The sequence below is a fragment of the Plantactinospora sp. CNZ321 genome, assembly GCF_004217235.1.
The window spans coordinates 698,549-719,790 of the sequence record NZ_SHKQ01000001.1; the positions used below are offsets into that span (position 1 = coordinate 698,549).

The 21,242-nt window shown below is 72.5% G+C and carries 16 protein-coding genes; 9 read left to right on the plus strand and 7 right to left on the minus strand.

The window, feature by feature from the left end; genetic code table 11:
- Positions 1 to 3 precede the first annotated feature (3 nt).
- The 3 genes from ftsL to mraZ form a co-directional block, all read right to left on the minus strand.
- Positions 4 to 678 carry a cell division protein FtsL gene (gene ftsL / locus EV371_RS03000; protein WP_130460689.1) on the minus strand — a complete coding sequence of 225 codons (675 nt, stop codon included), beginning with the start codon at positions 676 to 678 and terminating at the stop codon, positions 4 to 6.
- A complete protein-coding gene (gene rsmH / locus EV371_RS03005) occupies positions 675 to 1,811 on the minus strand; it encodes a 16S rRNA (cytosine(1402)-N(4))-methyltransferase RsmH (RefSeq protein ID WP_130460690.1) in 1,137 nt (378 codons plus the stop codon). The genes ftsL and rsmH overlap by 4 nt, the downstream gene beginning before the upstream one ends.
- A 201-nt stretch (positions 1,812 to 2,012) precedes the next feature.
- A complete protein-coding gene (mraZ, locus tag EV371_RS03010) occupies positions 2,013 to 2,444 on the minus strand; it encodes a division/cell wall cluster transcriptional repressor MraZ (protein ID WP_130460691.1) in 432 nt (143 codons plus the stop codon).
- A gap of 403 nt (positions 2,445 to 2,847) precedes the next feature.
- Between mraZ and EV371_RS03015 the strand changes: the two genes are divergently transcribed.
- The 6 genes from EV371_RS03015 (at position 2,848) to EV371_RS03040 (ending at position 9,715) form a co-directional block, all read left to right on the plus strand.
- On the plus strand, positions 2,848 to 4,095 hold the full coding sequence (locus tag EV371_RS03015) for a MurT ligase domain-containing protein (RefSeq protein ID WP_130465616.1): 1,248 nt from the start codon (positions 2,848 to 2,850) through the stop codon (positions 4,093 to 4,095).
- Between the two features lie 13 nt (positions 4,096 to 4,108).
- A complete protein-coding gene (locus EV371_RS03020) occupies positions 4,109 to 4,843 on the plus strand; it encodes a type 1 glutamine amidotransferase family protein (RefSeq protein WP_130465617.1) in 735 nt (244 codons plus the stop codon).
- Between the two features lie 123 nt (positions 4,844 to 4,966).
- A complete protein-coding gene (locus tag EV371_RS03025) occupies positions 4,967 to 5,665 on the plus strand; it encodes a VTT domain-containing protein (RefSeq protein ID WP_130460692.1) in 699 nt (232 codons plus the stop codon).
- A 262-nt stretch (positions 5,666 to 5,927) separates the two neighbouring features.
- Positions 5,928 to 6,455: a (2Fe-2S)-binding protein gene (locus EV371_RS03030; protein WP_349339960.1), complete on the plus strand. Its 528-nt coding sequence runs from the start codon at positions 5,928 to 5,930 to the stop codon at positions 6,453 to 6,455.
- A complete protein-coding gene (locus EV371_RS03035; protein WP_130460693.1) occupies positions 6,442 to 7,458 on the plus strand; it encodes an FAD binding domain-containing protein in 1,017 nt (338 codons plus the stop codon). The genes EV371_RS03030 and EV371_RS03035 overlap by 14 nt, the downstream gene beginning before the upstream one ends.
- A gap of 13 nt (positions 7,459 to 7,471) precedes the next feature.
- Positions 7,472 to 9,715 carry a molybdopterin cofactor-binding domain-containing protein gene (locus EV371_RS03040; RefSeq protein WP_130460694.1) on the plus strand — a complete coding sequence of 748 codons (2,244 nt, stop codon included), beginning with the start codon at positions 7,472 to 7,474 and terminating at the stop codon, positions 9,713 to 9,715.
- A gap of 34 nt (positions 9,716 to 9,749) precedes the next feature.
- On the opposite strand, the gene EV371_RS03045 is transcribed toward EV371_RS03040, so the two are convergent.
- Positions 9,750 to 10,763, minus strand: a complete 1,014-nt coding sequence (locus EV371_RS03045) for a phosphotransferase (protein WP_130460695.1) — start codon at positions 10,761 to 10,763, stop codon at positions 9,750 to 9,752.
- 270 nt (positions 10,764 to 11,033) lie between these two features.
- Positions 11,034 to 13,877: a leucine--tRNA ligase gene (leuS, locus tag EV371_RS03050; RefSeq protein ID WP_130460696.1), complete on the minus strand. Its 2,844-nt coding sequence runs from the start codon at positions 13,875 to 13,877 to the stop codon at positions 11,034 to 11,036.
- Positions 13,878 to 14,304: 427 nt separating this feature from the next.
- On the opposite strand from leuS, the gene EV371_RS03055 reads away from it, so the two are divergent.
- From EV371_RS03055 to EV371_RS03065, 3 genes are read left to right on the plus strand one after another with little or no spacing between them, the layout of a single operon-like run.
- Positions 14,305 to 15,363 carry an AAA family ATPase gene (locus EV371_RS03055; RefSeq protein WP_130460697.1) on the plus strand — a complete coding sequence of 353 codons (1,059 nt, stop codon included), beginning with the start codon at positions 14,305 to 14,307 and terminating at the stop codon, positions 15,361 to 15,363.
- Positions 15,364 to 15,365: 2 nt separating this feature from the next.
- The gene (locus EV371_RS03060) at positions 15,366 to 16,664 is read left to right on the plus strand and encodes a DUF58 domain-containing protein (RefSeq protein ID WP_130465619.1); all 1,299 of its coding nucleotides are present in this window, start codon (positions 15,366 to 15,368) and stop codon (positions 16,662 to 16,664) included.
- A gap of 42 nt (positions 16,665 to 16,706) precedes the next feature.
- On the plus strand, positions 16,707 to 19,181 hold the full coding sequence (locus EV371_RS03065) for a transglutaminase TgpA family protein (RefSeq protein ID WP_130460698.1): 2,475 nt from the start codon (positions 16,707 to 16,709) through the stop codon (positions 19,179 to 19,181).
- Between the two features lie 247 nt (positions 19,182 to 19,428).
- Here EV371_RS03065 and EV371_RS03070 read toward each other — a convergent pair whose 3' ends face one another.
- A complete protein-coding gene (locus tag EV371_RS03070) occupies positions 19,429 to 19,815 on the minus strand; it encodes a DUF3040 domain-containing protein (protein ID WP_130460699.1) in 387 nt (128 codons plus the stop codon).
- A gap of 115 nt (positions 19,816 to 19,930) precedes the next feature.
- On the minus strand, positions 19,931 to 21,190 hold the full coding sequence (locus EV371_RS03075) for a DNA polymerase IV (protein WP_130460700.1): 1,260 nt from the start codon (positions 21,188 to 21,190) through the stop codon (positions 19,931 to 19,933).
- Positions 21,191 to 21,242: the final 52 nt, after the last annotated feature.

Genomic DNA, 21,242 nt, shown 5'->3' on the forward strand with positions numbered 1-21,242 from the left:
GGGTCATCCCCCGGCGCCCTGCTGGCTGGTGATCGCCGGCTCGCCGCCGGCCGGCTGCGGCACCCCGATCACCCGACCGTCGGGCAACCGGATGAAGGCCGGTGGCCCCGAGTCGACCAGGCCCAGTTGGCGGGCCCGGGCGGCCAGGTTGCCCGGCACCTCGGCGTCGGCGATCTTCTGCTCCAGCTCCTGCTGTTGGATGTCCAGCGTGGACTGCTGCTGCTGCAGCCGCTCCAGCCGGAACGCGTTCTCGTTGACCTTGCTGTTGACCACCAGGATGCCGAGCATCCCGCCGACCACCAGCACCAGGATCAGCGCCACGAAGGAGACCCGCGGTCGGGCCACCGGCAGCGGTGGCGCCACCCGGAGCCGGGAGCGCCGGGCCGGCGTCGCCGACTCCGGTGCGCGCTCCGGCAGCTCGTCAGAGCTGTCCCAGACCTGCAGCCCCCGGGCGGATTCCGCCGGCTGCTCCCAGTCCCGCTCACGCAGTGCGGCACTGCCCTGGGTCGGATACCGTCGCGCCCCCCGCGCGCGGGTCTCCGGCGCCGGGTTCGACCGGCCACCGCCCGCCCGCTGTGCCCGCTGCACCGTGGTCCGGCCCCCCGACCGCGGTGTGCGCTGCTGCGCGTCGCGCGTCGCGTCGGGCTGTTCCCGACGCTCGCGCCTGTTGACGTTCATCTTCCCTCCCCCTGTACTGTCGTGCCGCCGCCGTCGGATGCCGGCCGCGGCATGTCCCGTCGCGCTCCGTCGGACCCGCCCGGTGCCCCCGCACCGGCCGGGCCTGTCGTCCCGACGACTCGCCCGGGCCGTTCGCGGACAGCCCGCCTCGTCGTCGTGCTCGCACCGCCGTCCCGCTCGATCCGTTCGGCCGCCCGCAGCCGCACCGACGCGGCCCGCGGGTTCGCCTGGACCTCCGCCTCGCCCGGCAGCTCGGCTCCCCTGCTGAGCAGCCGCAGCATCGGCCCGGTACCGGGCAGCTCGACCGGAAGGTCGACCGGCCCGGTACTCCGGGCACGGCCCGCGAACACCTGCTTGGTGATCCGGTCCTCCAGTGAGTGGTAGGACAGCACCACCGCGCGACCACCCACGGACAGTGCGTCCAGGGCGGCCGGCAACGCCGTCTCCAGCGCCGCCAGTTCCCGGTTTACCTCGATCCGTAAAGCCTGAAACGTCCTCTTGGCCGGATGTCCACCCGTTCGTCGGGCAGGTGCCGGGATGGACTCCCTGACCAGTTCGGCCAACCGGGCCGACGAGGTGAGCCGATGGCGCTCCCGCTCCCGGACGATCGCCGAGGCGATCCGGCCGGCGAACCGCTCCTCGCCGTAGACCCGCAGCACCCGGGCCAGTTCGCCGTGCGAGTAGCCGTTGACGACCTCCTCGGCGGTCGTACCGGCGGACTGGTCCATCCGCATGTCCAGCGGCGCGTCCTGCGCGTAGGCGAACCCGCGATCGGGCGCGTCGAGTTGCAGCGAGGAGACGCCGAGGTCGAACAGCACGCCGTCCACCCGGTCGTGTCCGAGCCGCTCCAGCACCTCGGGCAACTCGTCGTAGACCGCGTGCACCAGGTGGATCCGGTCGGCGTACCGGTCGAGCCGGGCCCGCGCGTGCGCCAGGGCCTCGGTGTCCCGGTCGAGTCCGATCAGGACGGTACGCGGATGCGCGGCGAGCACCGCCTCGGCATGCCCGGCCAGCCCGAGGGTGGCGTCGACGTACACCGTCGTCCGGTCGTCGGCGCGGTCCAGGGCGGGGGCGAACAGCTCGAGACACCGCTCAAGCAGCACCGGCACGTGCGTACCGCGTAGCTCCCCCATGTCGACCCCCAGTGACCCCTGTCTCGTCCGGACGTGCCCGGTAACTGTCGCGCTCGTCGTACCGCCAGATCCCCATCCGCTCAGCTCCCCGAGGCCGACCTTCGGACCCTCGGTGGATCGCGCCTGGCACCGGGGAAGAGGCGCCAGGAACTTCGAGCGGGTGGAGATCTCGCAGTACGTCGGGCGTCGGCACGCGCCGCCCTACAGTCCGCCCGGCAGCACCCCCTCCTCGATGTCGGCGAAGTCCCCTTCGCTCTCCGCGAGGTAGGTCTCCCAGGACCGCTTGTCCCAGATCTCCACCCGGGTGCTCGCCCCGATGACCACCAGCTCCCGGTCCAGTGCGGCGTACTCCCGCAGGTGGATCGGGATGGTGACCCGGCCCTGCTTGTCCGGGATCTCGTCGTGCGCGCTGGCGAAGAAGACCCGGCTGTAGGCCCGGGCCGCCTTGTGCGTCATCGGCTGCTCGCGCAACTGTCCCGCGATGCGCTGGAACTCGGGCATCGGGAAGACGTAGAGGCAGCGCTCCTGCCCTTTCGTGATCACGACACCTCCCGCCAGCTCGTCCCGGAACTTGGCCGGAAGGATCAGCCGGCCCTTGTCGTCCAGGCGCGGGGTGTGCGTGCCGAGAAACACCGGCCCAACCCCCTCGCCCTACCAACGGCGTTCGCGGCGCCGCTGCCCCCCGGGCCGGCGGGCCCTCCTGGCCCCCCATCGCGCCCCACTCTACTCCACTTCCCTCCACCCGCAACCGGAATCGCCCGGAAAGACCGGCTGTCCTCGGAGTGAAACCGCACGTCAGAAGGGGTGCCCTGCGGTGGAGGGAAACGGGCCTCCCCTCGCCGGGGTCCGCTATCCGACAGCGATACGGCGGTCGTTCGGCGACCGGATTTAGACCGCTTTTTCCGACGCATCCGGCTGCCTCCACCACCCCGCCGGAGCGGGGCGGGAGGAAAGTGGAGGAAAAATTCGCGGCTTTCGTGCGACGGCCACCCGACCGGCGCCGTCCGGTAACCTCGCTCGCGTGACGGACGGGAAGATGCCTCTCCGGGCAAAGGTGGCCAGTTCGGTATCGCGCACCGCCGCGGCCCTCTCCCGGGCCGCCGGCCGGGGCGACGGGTCGGTGATCGGCGGGTGGATCGGTCTCAAGATCGATCCTGATCTCCTCGCCCACCTGGCGACCGGCCGGGCCATCGCGCTGGTGTCGGGGACCAACGGCAAGACCACCACCACCCGACTGGCCGCGGCCGCCGTCGGCGTACTGGGCCGGGTGGCGACCAACTCGTTCGGGGCGAACATGCCCACCGGACACACCTCGGCACTGGCCAAGGCCGGCAGCACCCCGTACGCGGTCCTCGAGGTAGACGAGCACTACCTGGCCCAGGTACTGGAGGCCACCGAGCCCCGGGTGGTGGCCCTGCTGAACCTCTCCCGCGACCAGCTCGACCGGGCCAAGGAAGTGGCGATGATGGCCCAGCTCTGGCGGGCCGCGCTGGTCCGGCACCCGTCGGTACGGGTGGTCGCCAACGCCGACGACCCGATGGTGGTCTGGGCGGCCACCCCACCGGCGACCCGCAGCCCGCAGGTCACCCCGGCAGCGGTCACCTGGTTCAGCGCCGGACAGCGCTGGCACGACGACTCCTGGGTCTGCCCGGAGTGCGGCGCCCCGATCGAGCGGATGGCTGACCAGTGGTGGTGCACCGGCTGCTGGCTGCGCCGGCCGGAGCCGCAGTGGGTGGTCGAGGACGACGGTGTGCTCGACCCGGCCGGTGACTGGCACAAGGTCGTCCTGCAACTGCCCGGCCGGGTCAACCTCGGCAACGCGGCGACCGCGCTGGCGGTGGCGGCCGAGTTCGGGGTACGCCCGACCGACGCGGTGTCCCGGCTCGGCGGGGTCGCCTCGGTCGCCGGCCGGTACGCCCAGGTGGTCAAGGACGGCCGGACGATCCGGCTGCTGTTGGCGAAGAACCCGGCGAGCTGGCTGGAGGCGTTCGACATGGCCGAGGAGGCGCCGACGCTGCTGTCGATCAACGCCCGGGATCCCGACGGGCTGGACACCTCCTGGCTGTTCGACGTCGACTTCGCCCCGCTGCGCGGGCGGCAGGTGCTGGTCACCGGCGACCGGGCGTACGACCTCGCGGTCCGGCTGGACGTCAACGGCGTACCGTTCCAGCACGTCAGGACCTTCACCGAAGCGATCACGAGCGTCCCGCCGGGCCGGCTCGAGGTCATCGCCAACTACACGGCGTTCCAGGACATCCGAGCGGAGTGCGACCGTGTCAACTGATCCCGCCTACCGCATGCCCGGCCCGGCCACCGGGGAGAGCACGCTGCGGATCGTCTGGATCTATCCGGACCTGCTCTCCACCTACGGCGACCGGGGCAACATGCTGATCCTGGCCCGCCGGGCCCAGCTGCGCGGCCTGCCGGTGGAGTGCATCGAGATCCGCTCCGACCAGCGGCTGCCGGTCTCGGCCGACATCTACCTGCTCGGCGGCGGCGAGGACGGCCCGCAGGCGCTGGGCGCGCAGCGACTGATCGCCGACGGCGGGCTGCGCCGGGCCGCAGACCAGGGCTCGGTGGTCTTCGCGGTCTGCGCCGGCTACCAGTTGCTGGGCGGCTCGTTCTTTGCCAAGGGCGCCAAGTGCGCCGGCCTGGACCTGCTCGACCTGCACTCCGACCGGGGTCCGTCCCGGGCGGTCGGTGAACTCGCCGGTGCCATCGACCCCCGGCTGGGGCTGCCGCCGCTGAGCGGCTTCGAGAACCACGGCGGGCGTACCCACCTGGGCGCCGGGGTGTCACCGCTGGCCCGGATCAGCGCCGGGCTCGGCAACGACGGCACCACCGAGGGGGCGTGGCGGGGCAAGCTGCTGGGCACGTACTCGCACGGGCCGGCGCTGGCCCGCAACCCGGCCCTGGCGGACCTGCTGCTGCGCTGGGCGACCGGCGCGCCGCAGCTGCCGCCGCTGGACGACACCTGGTCGGATCGGCTGCGGGCCGAACGCAGCGCGGCCCTGGCCGCCGCCCGGCAGTGAGAGTCGCGCCACCTACCCCCGCGGGTCCGGCGGACCGCGTGGTCGAACGCGGTGCGTGAGCGCCGTGCGGTTCGGGTCGAGCGCGCGGCTCGGGTCGAGCGTACGGTTCGGGTCGAGAAAGGGGTGACCGGATTCGTCCGGCTGCCGCTGCGGCAGCGGTCGGCCGCACGATTCGCCGTACTGCTCCTGGTGCTCGGCCTCTTCGGCCTGGTACTGCTGCTGGCGCCCCGGCCCGAGGTGGCCGAGCTGCCCCGGCTGGCCGACCGGCTCGGTTCGCTGGCGCCGGTCGCCGCGATCGGCGGTGGCGCGCTGCTACTGGTCGCACTGGTGCCCCGGACCGCGATCACGGTGGTCTGGGGAGCGATCTTCGGGCCACTGCTCGGCGCCGGCTACACGCTGGCCGCCGCGCTGCTCGCCGCGCTCGCCGGCTTCGCGGTCGGCCGGCTGCTCGGTCGGGAGTTCGTCGCGGAACGGGTACGCGGCCGACTGGCCCGGCTCGACGGATGGTTCGCCCGGCAGAGCGTGCTCGGGGTGATCAGCGTCCGGCTGGTGCCGATCGGCGGGTTCGGGCTGGTCAGCTACGGCTACGGCACCACCGGGGCGCGGCTCGCGCCGTTCCTGCTGGGCAGTGTGCTGGCCGCCGCCCCGTCCGCGTTCGGCTACGCGGCGGTGGGTGCGGCGGCGGTCTCGCCGGACGAGGTGAACTGGCTGGCGGTAACCCCGGGGGCGCTGGGCCTGGTCGCCACCGTCGTCCTGGCGGTGCGCTGGTGGCGGGCCGAACGCGCCACGAAGGCCAGCGGTCCGGCGGCGCACCCGGAGTAGCCGGTAGCGGCTCGGCGAGGACACGGACGAGCGGGATCGTGCGATTCACGGTATTTGCCCTATAAGGACCGTTCGGCGATAGGCTGTTGGACGCCGCCGTCCTCCTTCAGCGGCAGCCCCCGGAGGACGGAGGGTCGAGCCTCACCCCGGGGCCGGGCCACCCCCGGCCCCGGCGGTGGGCGCTTCCGCCGGGCGCGGCGCCCACGCGCAACGATGGTCAGCGAGGTGACGGGTGAAGTCGTACGCCGAGACAGCCGGCGCGGTGGAGGTCGCCGACACCGCCGTCGTACGCGGCCCGAACGCGACCGTCGTCCGGCTCTCCGTCAACGGCACCGTCCGGAACATGCTGGTCGAACCCCGGGTCAGCCTGCTGGACGCGCTTCGCGACCGGCTCGACCTCACCGGCACCAAGAAGGGCTGCAACCAGGGCGCCTGCGGCGCCTGCACGGTCTGGGTGGACAAGCGACGGGTACTGGCCTGCCTCACCCTGGCGATCACCTGCGAGACCCGCGAGGTCACCACGATCGAAGGGCTCTCCGACGGGACCGATCTGCACCCGATGCAGACGGCGTTCATCAGCCAGGACGCCTTCCAGTGCGGATACTGCACCCCCGGCCAGATCATGTCGGCGGTGGCCTTCCTCGCCGAGGGGCACGCCGCGGACGACGCGCAGATCCGGGAGTGGATGAGCGGCAACATCTGCCGGTGCGCGGCGTACCCGAACATCCGGGCCGCCATCCGGCAGGTCCGGGACGAGGCCGGGACGGGTGGGCCCGATGCGACCGGTTAGCTACTCCCGGGTGGCCGACGTGGCCACCGCGATCGGGACGGTCGCCGCCGACCCGGGCAGCACCTTCCTGGCCGGCGGCACCACCGAGGTCGACCTGCAACGCATCCACGTCGCCGGGGCGAGGCGGCTGGTGGACATCAACGACCTGCCGCTGCGCCAGGTCGAGGAACTTCCCGGCGGCGGGGTCCGGATCGGTGCGGTCGCCCGGATGAGCGACGTCGCCCAGGCCCTGCCGGTCCGGCGCCGCTTCCCGATGGTCTCCCAGGCTCTGCTGCTCGGCGCCTCCCCGCAACTGCGCAACATGGCCTCGATCGGCGGCAACCTGATGCAGCGGACCCGCTGCGGCTACTTCCGGGACGTGGCGGCGCCCTGCAACAAGCGCGAGCCGGGTACCGGCTGCAGCGCGATGAACGGAATCAACCGGGGCCACGCGGTCCTGGGCACCAGCGAGTACTGCATCGCCACCCACCCCTCGGACCTGGCCGTCGCACTGGTCGCGCTGGACGCGGTGGTGCTCACCCAGGGGCCGGGCGGGCACCGCCGGATCCCCGTCGACGACTTCTACCTGGCGCCCGGGGACACTCCGGACCGCGAGCACCCGACCGCGCACGGCGAACTCGTGGTCGCCGTGGAGATCCCGCCGCTGGCGATGGCCAGTACGTCGAACTACCTGAAGGTGCGGGACCGGGAGTCGTACGAGTTCGCGCTCGCCTCGGCGGCGGTCGCCGTCTCGCTTGACACCGGAGTGGTCACCGACGTACGGCTGGCGCTGGGCGGTGTCGCGACCACGCCCTGGCGGGCCCGACGGGCCGAATCGGTGCTGGTCGGCGCCCCGGCCAGCGTCGAGTCGTTCCGGGCGGCGGCCGAGGCGGAACTGGCCGACGCGGTGTCGCACGGCATGAACGCGTACAAGATCGAACTGGGTCGGCGCACGATCGTCCGGGCACTGCGCACGGTCACCGGCGACGCCCGGATGGTCGGCGGCGACGGAACCGCATCGTGAAAGGACCGCACGGATGAGCCCGGTACTCGGGGCGGCCCTCGACCGGGTGGACGGCCGGGCCAAGGTCACCGGCGCGGCCCGGTACTCCGGCGAACTGAACCTGCCCGACCTAGCCCACGCGGTGCTGGTCGGTGCCCGGGTGCCGAGCGGCCGGATCATCGGGATCGACTGCCGGCAGGCAGGCGTCGCGGACGGCGTGTTCGCGGTACTGACCCACCTCGACCTGCCCCGGGTCGCGGCCCAGCCGAGGCTGTTCCCGTCGCTGGCCGGGCTGACCGCGCACGGGCAGAGCTTCTTCCCGCTCCAGGACGACGTGGTGCACTACGCCGGCCAGCCGGTCGCGATCGTGGTCGCCGACACCGTCGAACGGGCCGAGTACGCGGGCAGCCTGGTCCAGGTGACCTACGCCGAGACGCCGTCGGTGACCCTGCTCGACCAGGGGCGCGAGCAGGCGTACGAGCCGGAACGAATCTTCGGTGGGCTGGTGCCCGGCCGGAACCCGACCCGGGGCGACCCGGAGACGGCGCTGCGCGACGCCGAGGTGCGCCTCGACCTGACGTACCGGTTCGCGGCCAACCACCAGAACCCGCTGGAGGCGGGGACGACCACGGCGGTCTGGGACGACACCGATCGGCTCACCCTCTACGACTCCACCCAGGGGCCGACCGCGACCCAGCTCAGCGTCGCCGAACTGCTCGGGCTGGCACCGACCCAGGTCCGGGTGGTCAGCCACTACGTCGGTGGCAGCTTCGGCGCCAAGGCACTGATCTGGCCGCACGTCACCCTCGCCGCGCTCGCCGCCCGACAGGTCGGCCGGCCGGTCCGGCTCACGCTCAGCCGGGACCAGATGTTCCACTCCTGCGGCTTCCGCGAGGAGCAGGAGCAGCGGGTCCGGCTCGGCGCCGGCCGGGACGGCACACTCGTGGCGCTCACCCACGACAAGATCTCGCTGACCTCGCACTTCGACGACTGGGCCGAGACCTCCCTGGAGTCGGCCGCGATCGCGTACGCCTCGCCGAACTACGCCGGCGGCTACCGGCTGGTTCGCGGCAACATCATCACCCCGACCTTCACCCGGGCACCGGGCGAGGCGACCGGGATGTTCGCGCTGGAGTCCGCGATGGACGAACTCGCGTACGCCACCGGGGTCGACCCGGTGCAGCTGCGGTTGCGCAACCACACCGACGTCGACCCGGACACCGGCAAACCCTGGTCGAGCAAGGGGCTCAGGGAGTGCTACCAGCGCGGCGCCGAGCTCTTCGGCTGGGCCGACCGCGACCCGACCCCCGGCATCCGCCGCGAGGGGCAGTGTCTGATCGGCACCGGCATGGCCACCGCCGCATATCCGGTGGCCGCCCCGATCAGCCCGCAGCGGGCCCGGGCCCGGCTGTACATCGACGGCAGCGCGGTCGTCGAGGCCGGCATCTCCGAGTTCGGCACCGGTGCGCTGACCGCGATGACCCAGGTCGCCGCGGACGGCCTCGGCCTGCCGATCGACCGGGTACGGTTCCTCGGCGGCACCACCGACCTGCCGAACGTCGCCTCGGCGGTCGGCTCGGCCGGCGCGGGGGCGACCAGTGCACCGGTACACCTGGCCTGCACCCAGTTGCGCGACCAGCTCGTCGGGCAGGCGGTGGCCGACCAGCACTCGCCGCTGCACGGCGCCGACCCGGCCGGGGTGGTGGTCCGGGACGGCCGGATGTGCCTGCGCGACCGGCCCGAGGTCGGCGAGACCTACGCCGAGCTGCTCACCCGCAACCACATCCCGGACGTGGAGACGGTGGGCACCTGGATGCCGGTCCTGCCGCCCATGACGGAGCACGCCATGCACACCTTCGGCGCCCAGTTCGCCGAGGTGGCCGTCGACACCGAACTCGGGCTGGTCCGGGTACGCCGGCTGGTCGGCGTCTTCGCCCCCGGCCGGGTCCTCAACCGCAGGACCGCGCACAGTCAGCTGATGGGCGGGATGCTCTGGGGGCTGGGCCAGGCGCTGCTGGAGGCGACCCGGATGGACCCGCACACCGGGCGCTGGGCGAACGCCAGCCTCGCCGACTACCTGGTCCCGCTCAACGCCGACGTCCCGGACGTCACGGTCGACGTCATCGAGGTACCCGACTCCGTGGTCAACCCGCTCGGGGTGAAGGGCGTCGGTGAGATCGGCATCGTCGGCACCGCCGCAGCGATCGCCAACGCCGTCCACCACGCCACCGGCCGGCGGATCCGGCACCTCCCGATCACCGTCGAGGACCTGCTCTGAGCCGCACCGGGCAGGTGCCTCCCTGACGGGATGTTCAAGCCTTCGGCAAGCCAGATGTTCCCAGCCCGGACGGTACTTCTGCTTTGCGGACGTCCGCCAGCAGCCTGGCGATCACCGTTTCCCTCATCCAGGCGTCGCCGGTACGGTCGGCGCCACCCAGCCAATCACCGACGTCCCAGATCGCCCGGCAGGCGGCCAGGACGGGGAAGCCGGCCACCTCGCTCCGGCTCAGCGGACGGACCTGCTGGTAGCCGGCGAGGACCGCTGCCCACCGTTCGCGCTCCTCCGCCGGCGCGTCGGACCCGCGATAGTAGACGGTCAGGTCGTACGCACGTAACCCGAACCCGCAGTGGTCAAAGTCGAACGTGACGAACCGTCCGTCGCCGTCGATGTTGGTGTTGCCCCGGTGCAGGTCTGCATGGATGATCCCGTACGCCCCGTCGATCGCTCGGAGCCGCTGGATCTCGCCGGTCAGTCGCTCGCCGAGCCTGCCGAGTTCGGCGAGGTCCGCCGCGGCCCGGCCCGAGCCGGCATAGGGTGCCAGGCTGGTCAGCGGCCGTTCGACGAGGATGCGTCCGTCGAGGTGGTAGCGGTCGTGGCCGGTGTGGAAGGCGTCCATCTCCAGGTGCATCCGGGCGATGCCGGCGCCGAACTCGCGCCACTGCTCGGCGGTCAGCGTGGCTTCGTACAAGGGCATGCCAGGCGCGTGGGTGAACAGCGCGAAGCATCGTTCGCCTTCGGGCGCCATCAGCCGGCCGAGCCGGTCGCCGAGGGTCCGCTGGTACGGGCGGATGACGCCCAGCCCGGCCGCGGCCAGGTGCTCAAGCAGGTCGAGCTCGAAGCGGAGGTCGGAGTCCGAACGGATCCAGTACTTCTCCCGGTTGTAGACCCGCAGCACGCGGCGGCCGCCCTCGACGTCGGTGACGAGGTAGCTGTCGTTGAAGCCGCGGTTCAACAGGCTCACCTTGGCCGGCGCCGCGATGGCGTACTCCCGTTCCACCAGCTGAGCGAGGTCCTCGGCGTGCAGGAGCGAGTGGGTCACGCGCATGTCGAGTGAGCCTACAAGCGGACCAGGAGGCCCCGCGGATCATGCGGGGCCCGCTCGGGCGCCGCCGCAACGCAGCCCAGCCGCCACGAGCGACCCTCGACCGCCCCCCGGCCACACCGGCGGGTGGGCCAGACCGCTCACCTGGACGTCCGAGGCGTTATCCGTGCCGCGTAACGCCTCGGACGTCCAGGTCGAGACCGGCCGCCGCTCGCGACGGTGCGCCGGGGACCCGCCGCCGGCCGCGGCCGGGGTGGGGCGCCGGGTGGACTGTCAGACGACGACGCTGACCATCCGGGCCGGCACCACGATCACCTTGCGCGGCTCTCGACCGGCCAGCTGCTCGGCGACCGCCGACAGCGCGGCGGACCGGATCGCCTCCTCGGCCGCCTGCGCCGGCACCTCGATCCGGCCCCGGACCTTGCCGTTGACCTGCACCGGGTACGTCACCGTCTCGGCGGCCAGCAGGCTCGGGTCGGCCACCGGGAACGGCTCGTACGCCAGCGACTCGGCGTGCCCCAGCCGGTGCCACAGCTCCTCGGCGATGTGCGGGGCGAACGGCGACAGCATCAGCAGCAGCGGCTCGGCCACCTCACGGGGGGTTGCCGCCAGTCGGGTCAGCCCGTTGGTCAGCTCGATCAGCTTGGCGATCGCGGTGTTCATCCGGATGCCGTCCAGGTCACCCCGGATCCCGTCGATGACCCGGTGCAGCAGCCGCCGGGTCTGCTCGTCGGCCGGGTCGTCGGTGACCCGCAGCTGCCCGGTCTGCTCGTCGACGACGGTCCGCCAGACCCGTTGCAGGAACCGGTACGCCCCGATCACCGCCCGGGTCTCCCAGGGCCGGGAGACGTCCAGCGGGCCCATCGACATCTCGTAGACCCGGAAGGTGTCGGCGCCGTACGCCTCGCACATCTCGTCCGGGGTCACCACGTTCCGCAGCGACTTACCCATCTTGCCGTAGACCCGGGTGACCTGCTGGTCGCCGAAGTAGTACCTGCCGTCGACCTCCTCCACCTCGGCGGCCTCGACGTAGCTGCCCCGGTCGTTCTGGAAGGCGTACGCCTGGATCATGCCCTGGTTGTACAGCCGTCGGTACGGCTCGAACGACGAGACGTGGCCCAGGTCGTACAGCACCTTGTGCCAGAAGCGGGCGTACAGCAGGTGCAGCACGGCGTGCTCCTGGCCGCCGACGTACAGGTCGACCCCGCCCGGGTCGCCGGGTGACTGCGGGCCCATCCAGTACGCCTCGTTGGCCGGGTCGACGAACCGGTCCGGGTTGGCCGGGTCCAGGTAGCGCAGCTCGTACCAGCAGGAGCCGGCCCACTGCGGCATCACGTTGGTCTCCCGGGTGTAGCGCCGCGGCCCGTCACCCAGGTCCAGCTCGACCTCGACCCAGTCCTTGCGGCGGGACAGCGGGGTCTCCGGGTCGGAGTCGGCATCGGACGGGTCGAAGGTGCGCGGCGCGAAGTCGTCCACCTCGGGCAGCTCGACCGGCAGCATCTCCTCGGGCAGCGGGTGCGGGTTGCCCTGCTCGTCGTAGACGATCGGGAACGGTTCGCCCCAGTAGCGCTGCCGGCTGAACAGCCAGTCCCGCAGCCGGTAGGTGACCGCGCCGGAGCCGTGCCCGTGCGCCTCCAGCCACTCGATGGTCCTCGCCTTGGCGTCGGCGACGAACAGCCCGTTCAGGTCCAGGCCGCGCTCTGGTGCGGCGCTGTTGATCGCCGGGCCCTCCCCGGTGTACGCCTTGCCGTCGAAGTTCTCCGGCGGCTGCACGGTACGCACGATCGGCAGCTCGAAGACCTCGGCGAACTCCCAGTCCCGCTCGTCCTGCCCGGGCACCGCCATGATCGCGCCGGTGCCGTAGCCGGCCAGTACGTAGTCGGCGATGAAGATCGGGATCTGCGCCCCGTTGACCGGGTTGGTGGCGTACGCCCCGATGAAGACGCCGGTCTTCTCCCGGTTCTCCGCCTGCCGCTCGATGTCGGTCTTGGCGCCGGCCGCCTTCCGGTAGGCGTCCACGGCGGTCCGGGGGGTGGCCTGCCCGCCGGTCCAGGCGTCCTTCGTCCCCGCCGGCCAGGCGTCGCCGGCCAGCGTCTCGACCAGCGGGTGCTCCGGGGCCAGCACCATGTAGGTGGCCCCGAAGACGGTGTCCGGCCGGGTGGTGAAGACCCGGATCGGCGCGGCGGCGGTCGGGAACTCGATGTGCGCGCCGGTGGACCGGCCGATCCAGTTCCGCTGTTGCAGCTTGATCGGCTCGGGCCAGTCCAGCGCGTCCAGGTCGTCGATCAGCCGGTCACCGTAGGCGGTGATCCGCATCATCCACTGCTTCAGGTTGCGCTTGAAGACCGGGAAGTTGCCCCGGTCCGAGCGGCCGTCCGGGGTCACCTCCTCGTTGGCCAGCACGGTGCCCAGCCCGGGGCACCAGTTGACCGGCGCCTCGGAGACGTAGGCCAGCCGGTGGTCATCGACGATCCGCCGCCGCTGCGCCGGGGACAGTTCGGCCCACGACCGGCCGTCCGGGGTGTCCCGGGTGCCCGCCTCGAACTCGGCGACCAGCTCGGCGATCGGCCGGGCCCGGGCGGCGGCGGTGTCGTACCAGGCGTTGTAGATCTGCAGGAAGATCCACTGCGTCCAGCGGTAGTAGTCGGTGTCGATGGTCGCCACCGAGCGCCGGTCGTCGTGCCCCAGCCCCAGCCGGCGCAGCTGCGACCGGTAGTAGCCGATGTTCGCCTCGGTGGTGGTCCGGGGATGGGTGCCGGTCTGCACCGCGTACTGCTCGGCGGGCAGCCCGAACGCGTCGAAGCCCATCGTGTGCAGCACGTTGCGCCCGACCATCCGCTGGTAGCGGGCGTAGCAGTCGGTGCCGATGTAGCCCAGCGGATGCCCGACGTGCAGCCCCGCCCCGGACGGGTACGGGAACATGTCCAGCACGAACAGCTTCTCCGCGTCCGCCCGGGGATGGTCGGGGTCGGCCAGCGCCCCGACCGGGTTGGGCGCCCGGAAGGTGCCCCGCTCGGCCCACCGGTCCTGCCAGCGAATCTCGATCTCGCCGGCCAGCTCGGCCGTGTACCGGTACGGCGGAATGTCCGCGGCCGGCTCGGCTGCCTCGGTCGTCATGTCGTCTCCTCGCTACGTCTCTCCTCGTCGGCCCGCCCTGGTCGACCGAGCTGGCTGAGCATCGAATTCAGGTTTGTGGGCCGGGTCCGTTCTCCGGGCACAAAAAAGCCCCTCACGCAGGAGGGGTGGCCGTGCTGTCGCTGTCTGTCGCGTCAGCACGGCTCGCTAAGGAGCAGGTGGACCCTGGACATGCGGTCATCGTACCGCGCCGCCGGCAGGGCTGTCGCACCCGATTCCGGCCGGTATCCGGCCCCCGGGCTCTCGGGTGTGCTCGGCTCTCCCGCCGAATACGGTTAGCCTGAGTGATGCGGGTGATCCGTGATGCGGGTGATCCGGTTACTCCGGACGGACGTACTCTCCCGCGAACCATACGGTCGGCCCAAGGACTCTTAACTAACGGCGGCCGTGACCGACGAGGAGGAGGCCCGTGACTCAACAGACCTGGGACGAACTGGGTGGCACCCTGCCGAGCGACCAGTTCCGTACCGCCAGCGACGCGATCGTGGCCAACATCGAGGAGGTCATCGAGGGCAAGACCGCGACGGTCCGGCTCGCGCTCGCAGTCCTGCTGGCCGAAGGCCACCTCCTGATCGAGGACGTGCCGGGTGTCGGCAAGACCAAGCTGGCCAAGGCGCTCGCCCGGTCGATCGACTGCTCGGTCCGGCGCATCCAGTTCACCCCCGACCTGCTGCCCAGCGACGTCACCGGGGTCAGCGTCTACAACCAGGAGACGCACGACTTCGAGTTCAAGCCGGGCGCGGTCTTCGCCAACCTGGTGGTCGGCGACGAGATCAACCGGGCCTCGCCGAAGACCCAGTCCGCGCTCCTGGAGAGCATGGAGGAGCGGCAGGTCACCGTCGACGGCGTCACCTACGAACTACAGGCACCGTTCATGGTGATCGCCACCCAGAACCCGATCGAGATGGAGGGGACCTATCCGCTGCCGGAGGCGCAGCGCGACCGGTTCACCGCCCGGATCGCGATGGGCTACCCCGACCCCGGTGCCGAGCTGGCAATGCTGGACGTGCACGGCGGCCGGGACCCGATCCACGAGCTGCGGCCGGTCTCCGACGCCGCCACCGTGCGGAAGCTGATCGCCACTGTCCGCGAGGTGCACGTGGCGGACGCCGTCAAGCAGTACGCCGTCGATCTGGTCACCGCCACCCGGGAATCCCCCGACCTGCGACTCGGCGCCTCCCCCCGGGCCACCCTGCAACTGCTGCGCACCGCCCGGGCGGTCGCCGCGCTGGAGGGACGCGACTACGTCCTCCCCGACGACCTCCAGGCACTCGCCGTACCGGTGCTGGCGCACCGGGTGATCTCCACGGCGGACGCGCAGCTCGCCCGGCGTACCACCGACGCGATCGTCTCCGATCTGGTACACCGGCTGCCGTTGCCGCACGAGCGGCAGCGCTCGCCGTACGACACCCGGCCGTCGTCGTCCGACGGCACCGGACGTTCCCAGTACGAGCCGCGGAGGCGGTGACGGTGCGCGAGGCACTACGCGGCCTCACCACCCGGGGGCGGTCCTTCCTGGCCGCCGCCGTGGCGGCGGCGATCTCCGCGCTGATCCTCGGCGAGAAGGACCTGCTCCGGGTCGCCGTCCTGCTCGGCGTACTGCCGCTGCTCGCCGCGCTCTACGTCGGGCGGAGCCGCTACAAGCTCGCCTGCAGCCGCTCCCTGGAGCCGCGCCGGGTGCCGGTCGGGGCCAGTTCCCGGGTGGTGCTCCGGTTGCAGAACATGTCCCGGCTGCCGACCGGGACGCTGCTGCTGGAGGACCGGCTGCCGTACGCGCTCGGCAGCCGCCCCCGGGTGGTGCTGGAGCGGCTCGGCGCACACCAGGCGAGTTCGGTGGCGTACACCGTCCGGGCCGACGTGCGCGGCCGCTACGAGGTGGGCCCGCTGGTGATCCGGCTGACCGACCCGTTCGGGCTCTGCGAGCTGACCCGGGCCTTTCCCAGCGTCGACCCGCTCACCGTCATCCCGCAGGTCACCCCGCTCCCCTCGATCCGGCTGGCCGGCGAGTACGCGGGCACCGGCGAGAGCCGGGCGCGCTCGGTGGCGGTGCACGGCGAGGACGACGCGGCGACCCGGGAGTACCGGCGCGGCGACGACCTGCGCCGGGTGCACTGGAAGTCCACGGCACGCACCGGTGAGCTGATGGTGCGCCGGGAGGAGCAGCCGTGGGAGAGCCGGGCGACGGTGGTGCTGGACACCCGGGCGTTCGCGCACCGGGGTGAGGGGCCGACCGCCAGCTTCGAGTGGGCGGTGTCGGCGGTGGCCAGCATCGCCGTGCACCTGCGGCAGGCCGGCTACAAGCTCCGGCTGGTCAGCGACTCCGGCATCGACGCCAGCGCGAACGACGCCGGTGGCGAGGGCCTGCTGCTGGACTACCTCGCCGACGTGCGGCTCAGCCAGCGCGGCGACGTGGCCACCCTGGTCGAGCGGGTCCGACAGCGCTCCGACGGCGGGCTGGTCATCGCGCTGCTCGGCACGCTGACCACCGCCGAGGCGGACCTGCTGGCCGGGTTGCGCGGCAACGGCGCGACCTGCATCGCGTTCCTGGTGGACAGCTCGACCTGGCTCAACCTGACCGAGCAGGCCCGCGAGGAGGCGAATCACGCGCACGGCGCCGCCGCGCTCGGGCTGATGCAGAGCGGCTGGCGGGTGGTCGGCGTCGAACACGGCAGCAAGCTGCCGGCACTGTGGCCGCAGGCGGCCCGGGGTTCGCAGGGCTTCGCCTGGCGGGCGGTGCTGGCCGAGACGGTCGCCGGCGGGGTGCGGTGAGATGAAGCGGAACCGCAGCACCGGCACGGACGGGAAAGTGTGATGAGGGGACGCCGACACCTGGGGTTCGTGGCGGCCGGGGCCACCCTGCTCGCCGCCGCACCGATGTCCACCATCTACGACCGGTGGACCTGGCTGGTCCAGTGCGCGGTCGTCGTCGCGCTGATCGCCGGTGCGGCCACCCTGACCCGCTGGTGGCGGGCACCGGTCTGGGCCCAGGGGCTCGGCATGGTGGCCGCACTGCTGTTCGGGCTCACCTGGATCTTCCCGAGCGGGGAGGAGATGCTCTCCCTGCTGCCCACCCCGGGCACCCTGACCCACTTCGGCTCGCTGCTGGCCAGCTCCGGCGGGGACATGCGGGCGTACGGCGTACCGGTGCAGGATCTCGACTCGCTGCTCTTCCTCACGGCGCTCGGCGTCGGCGGGGTGGCGATCGTGGTGGACCTGCTCACCGTCGGGATCCGCCGTCCCGCCCTGGCCGGGCTGCCGATGCTGGCGATCTACTCGGTGCCGGTGGCGGTGCACGTCGACAGCGTCTCGGCGGTGCCGTTCGTGGTCGGGGCGGCCGGCTTCCTGTGGCTGCTCGCCGCCGACAACGTGGACCGGGTCCGCCACTTCGGACGCCGGTTCACCGGCGACGGGCGGGACGTGGACGTGTGGGAGCCGTCGCCGCTGGCCGCCGCCGGCCGTCGGCTGGCGGTGATCGGTGTCGCGGTCGCCGTACTGCTGCCGCTGGCCGTACCGGGGATGACCTCGGGGCTGCTCAGCCAGTTCAGCACCGGTGGTGGCGGCGACGGCAACGGCCGGGCCGGCTCGGGCGGCTCGCCGGGCCGGGTGAACCTCTTCGCCCAGCTCAGTGGTGAACTCAACCGCTCGGAGCAGCGCGACATGGTCCGGGTGACCACCAGCGACCCCGATCCGTTCTACCTGCGGTTCGCGGTCGCCGACGACTTCGAGCGGACCGGGTTCGGGCCGCGCTCCCCGGAGGGGACCCCGGTGCCCCAGGGCCTGCCGGACCCGCGCGCGGTGACCCGGGGCATCCCGGGCATCAGCCGGGAGGAGTACACCGCGGATGTCGAGATCCTCGACTTCGTCATGCCGTTCCTGCCGATCTACACCGCCCCGGTGAGTACCCGGCAGATCGACGCGAACTGGCGCTACGACGCGACCATGCAGGTCGTCTACTCGGAGCGGGCGTCGTCGCGGAACCGGAGGTACTCCTTCGACTTCGTCCGCTCGGAGTACACCCCGGCCGCGCTCGCCGCCGCGCCGACGCTGGCGCCGGAGCACGCGTTCCGGAAGCTCTACACGACGGTGGAGCCGGTCCGGGAGGTCGAGGAACTCGTCGGCCGGCTGACGGCGGGCAAGCGGAACGACTACGAACGGGTCCGGGCCCTCTACGACCACTTCTCCCGGAAGAACGGGTTCAGCTACGCCCTCAACACCGAGGGCGGCACCAGCGGGCAGGACATCGTCAACTTCCTCACCAACAAGACCGGCTTCTGCCAGCAGTACGCCGCCGCGTTGACCTGGCTGGTCCGGGAGGCGGGTATCCCGGCCCGGGTGGCCTTCGGCTTCACCAGCGCCAACCAGTCGGGCAACACCTACACCCTGACCAACAACAACCTGCACGCCTGGACCGAGGTCTATTTCACCGGCATCGGCTGGGTCCCGTTCGACGCGACGCCGGCGGCCAGCGTCGCCGGCTCGTGGCGTTCCCAGTGGGCGCCGGACCCGGACGCGCCCCCGGAGACCTCGACCAGTACCGACACCCCGACCGGCACGAGCGCCGACCCGTCGGCCGGCCCGGATGCTGCTGACGGATCGGAGCGCCCGCTCGACGAGGCGTTCGACGGCACCGCCGGGATCGCGCCGGAGAGCGGGCCCAACTGGCCGCTCTGGGTGCTGGCCGGGGCGGTGCTGCTGGTCCTGCTGCTCACCGTGCCCGCCCTCCGGCGGGTGCTGCTCCGGCGGCGCCGCCAGGCCCGCGCCGCCGCGGCGGCCAGCGCCCTGGCCTCGGTCGCGGCGGACCGGGACGCGGCCCCGGGGGTGGCCCGGGTGGTACTCAGCGACTCCGAGCTGGCCCGGGCCCGGGCCGACGCACACGCCGCATGGGACGAGCTGGTCGACACCCTGGTCGACTTCCGGCTCCGGGTGGATCCGACGGAGACGCCCCGGGCCACCGCCGAGCGGCTGGTCCGGGACGGGCTGACCGGCGGCGCCGACGAGGCGATCCGCCTGCTCGGGCACGCCGAGGAACGCGCCAGGTACGCCCGGGAGCCGCTGCGGCACGGTCCGCTCGGCGACGCCCTCCGCTCGGTACGCCGGGCGCTGAGCGCCGGAGCCGACCGGCGTACCCGGCTGGTCGCCGCCACGCTGCCGCCGTCGGTGCTGTCCCGCTGGCGATTGACGATCATGGACTTGTCGACCGGGTTCGTAACGATCACCGGCCGGATCCGGGACCGCCTGCTGCGGTGGAACCCGCGACGGGTGCTCGCCGGACGCCCGTCCCGCTGACCCGAGCCGTACCGGTGACGTCGACCGGAAGGGCCCGTGCAACGGCCCACCCTAGAAAGTCGCGGGGTGGGCCGGTTGGGCTGTGCTCTCTCGTTTGGGCTGTGCTCTCGGTGCGCTGGGAACCCCCGGGGCCAGCAGCTTGGGGGGTCGGGCGGCAGGTGCGGAGGCATGGCGGATCACCACCGCTCACCGGGTCGGGTCCCGGCGGTCTCGTCAGCGCGGGGGGTGCCCCACGGACGAAAGACGGTCAGCGGTGGCCTTCTGGCCGCTGACGCCACCTCTCCTCGAGTCGGTCGATGAACGACGAGCGTCGCCCGCTGCGGACGCGGCGGCTGGCGGTGCCGCCGACCACGTGCAGGTCCGGTGACTGGGCCTTGCGCTGCGACAGCATCGCGAACGCGGCCGCACCGAGCATCACCACGAAACCCGCCACTCCGAGCAGCGGAGTTTTGCTCACCGTGCCGTAGACGACCAATGCTAGGCCAGCGATGATCACGCTGACCGCGACGAGCAGGCGACGTCGCGCGTGGAAACGCGGATCGCTGGCGCGCACAGCCGAGGCGAATTTGGGGTCCTCGGCAAGCGACTGCTCGATCTGCTCGAACAGCCGCTGCTCGTGCTCCGAGAGCGGCACGGCACTCCTCCCCGGTCACGTTGGCCGGTCCGGTCGGACCGACAGACCGTGGCAGCCAACCGGCTGCTTACCCGCCAGTCTACGAGGGGGCTCGCGGGTCGGAAAGCGGGACGACCTACGGCCGCGGTTGATTTTCCGTCTGGCGCAGGTCGCGATGCCCCAGGAGACTCGCTGGACGCACCATGGAACGCCCGAATCGGGCAGCCGCCGCGTCCGCCGCCGCCTCCGCCTCCCGCCAGCCGTGCTCGGGCGCGCCGAGCGCGAGCTGTCGCGGTGTCTGGTCGCCGTGGCTGAGTCCCTCGACCCGGACGCCGATCAGCCGGATCCGGTCACCCGGGCCGAGAGCGTCGAACAACGCCCATGCGGTGTCGAAGATCTCCCGCGTCACGTCGGTCGGCCCGCCGAGCGTGCGGGACCGGTTGATCGTCCGGAAGTCGGCGAACCGGACCTTGATCGAAACCGTCCGGCCCACCTGCCCCGCCCGGCGCAACCGGACACCGACCTTCTCGGCGAGCGCGAGCAGGGCCCGTCGGATCGTCTCCGGCTCGGCCAGATCGGTGTCGAAGGTGACCTCGGCACCGATCGACTTCTCCGCGTGCTCCGGGCTGACCCGGCGCGGATCGCGCCCCCAGGCCAGCTCGTGCAGGTGGGCTGCCGCCGCGTCGCCCAGGCTGCCCCGGAGCATCCCGACCGGCGCCTCGGCAATGTCCCGGACCGTCCGCAGGCCGAGCCGGCGCAGCGTCTCCGCCGCCCGCTCCCCCACCCCCCAGAGCGCCTCGACCGGCAACGGATGCAGGAAGTCCAGAACCCGGTCGGTCGGCACCACGAGCAGCCCGTCCGGCTTGGCCCGGCTGGAGCCGAGCTTGGCCACGAACTTGGTCGGCGCCACCCCGACCGAACAGGTCAGCCCCTCCTGCTCGGCGACCCGGGCCCGGATCAGCCGGGCGATCTCGGCCGGCCGGCCGAGCAGCTTGCGTGCCCCGGCGACGTCGAGGAACGCCTCGTCCAGCGAGAGTGGCTCGACCAGCGGGGTCACGTCGCGGAAGATCTCCATCACCGCCCGGGAGGCGGCCGCCACCCGCGGGAAGTCGGGTGGTAGGAAGACCGCCGACGGGCAGAGCGCCCGGGCCCGCATCGTCGGCATCGCGCTGCGCACGCCGAACACCCGGGCCTCGTAGCTGGCCGAGCTGACCACGCCGCGCGGGCCGATCCCGCCGACCACGACGGGCCGGCCGCGCAGGTCGGGGCGGCGGCGGACCTCGACCGCGACGAAGAACGCGTCCATGTCGACGTGCAGGATCGGCGAGCCGGAGTCGTCGGCGTCCGCGCCGAAGCGCGGATCACCGCCGCGTGGCACGGAGTGGCTGCGACCCATGACGGCAGGTTAACCGCCGGGTACGACGATCGACCCGAAGGTACGACGCGAC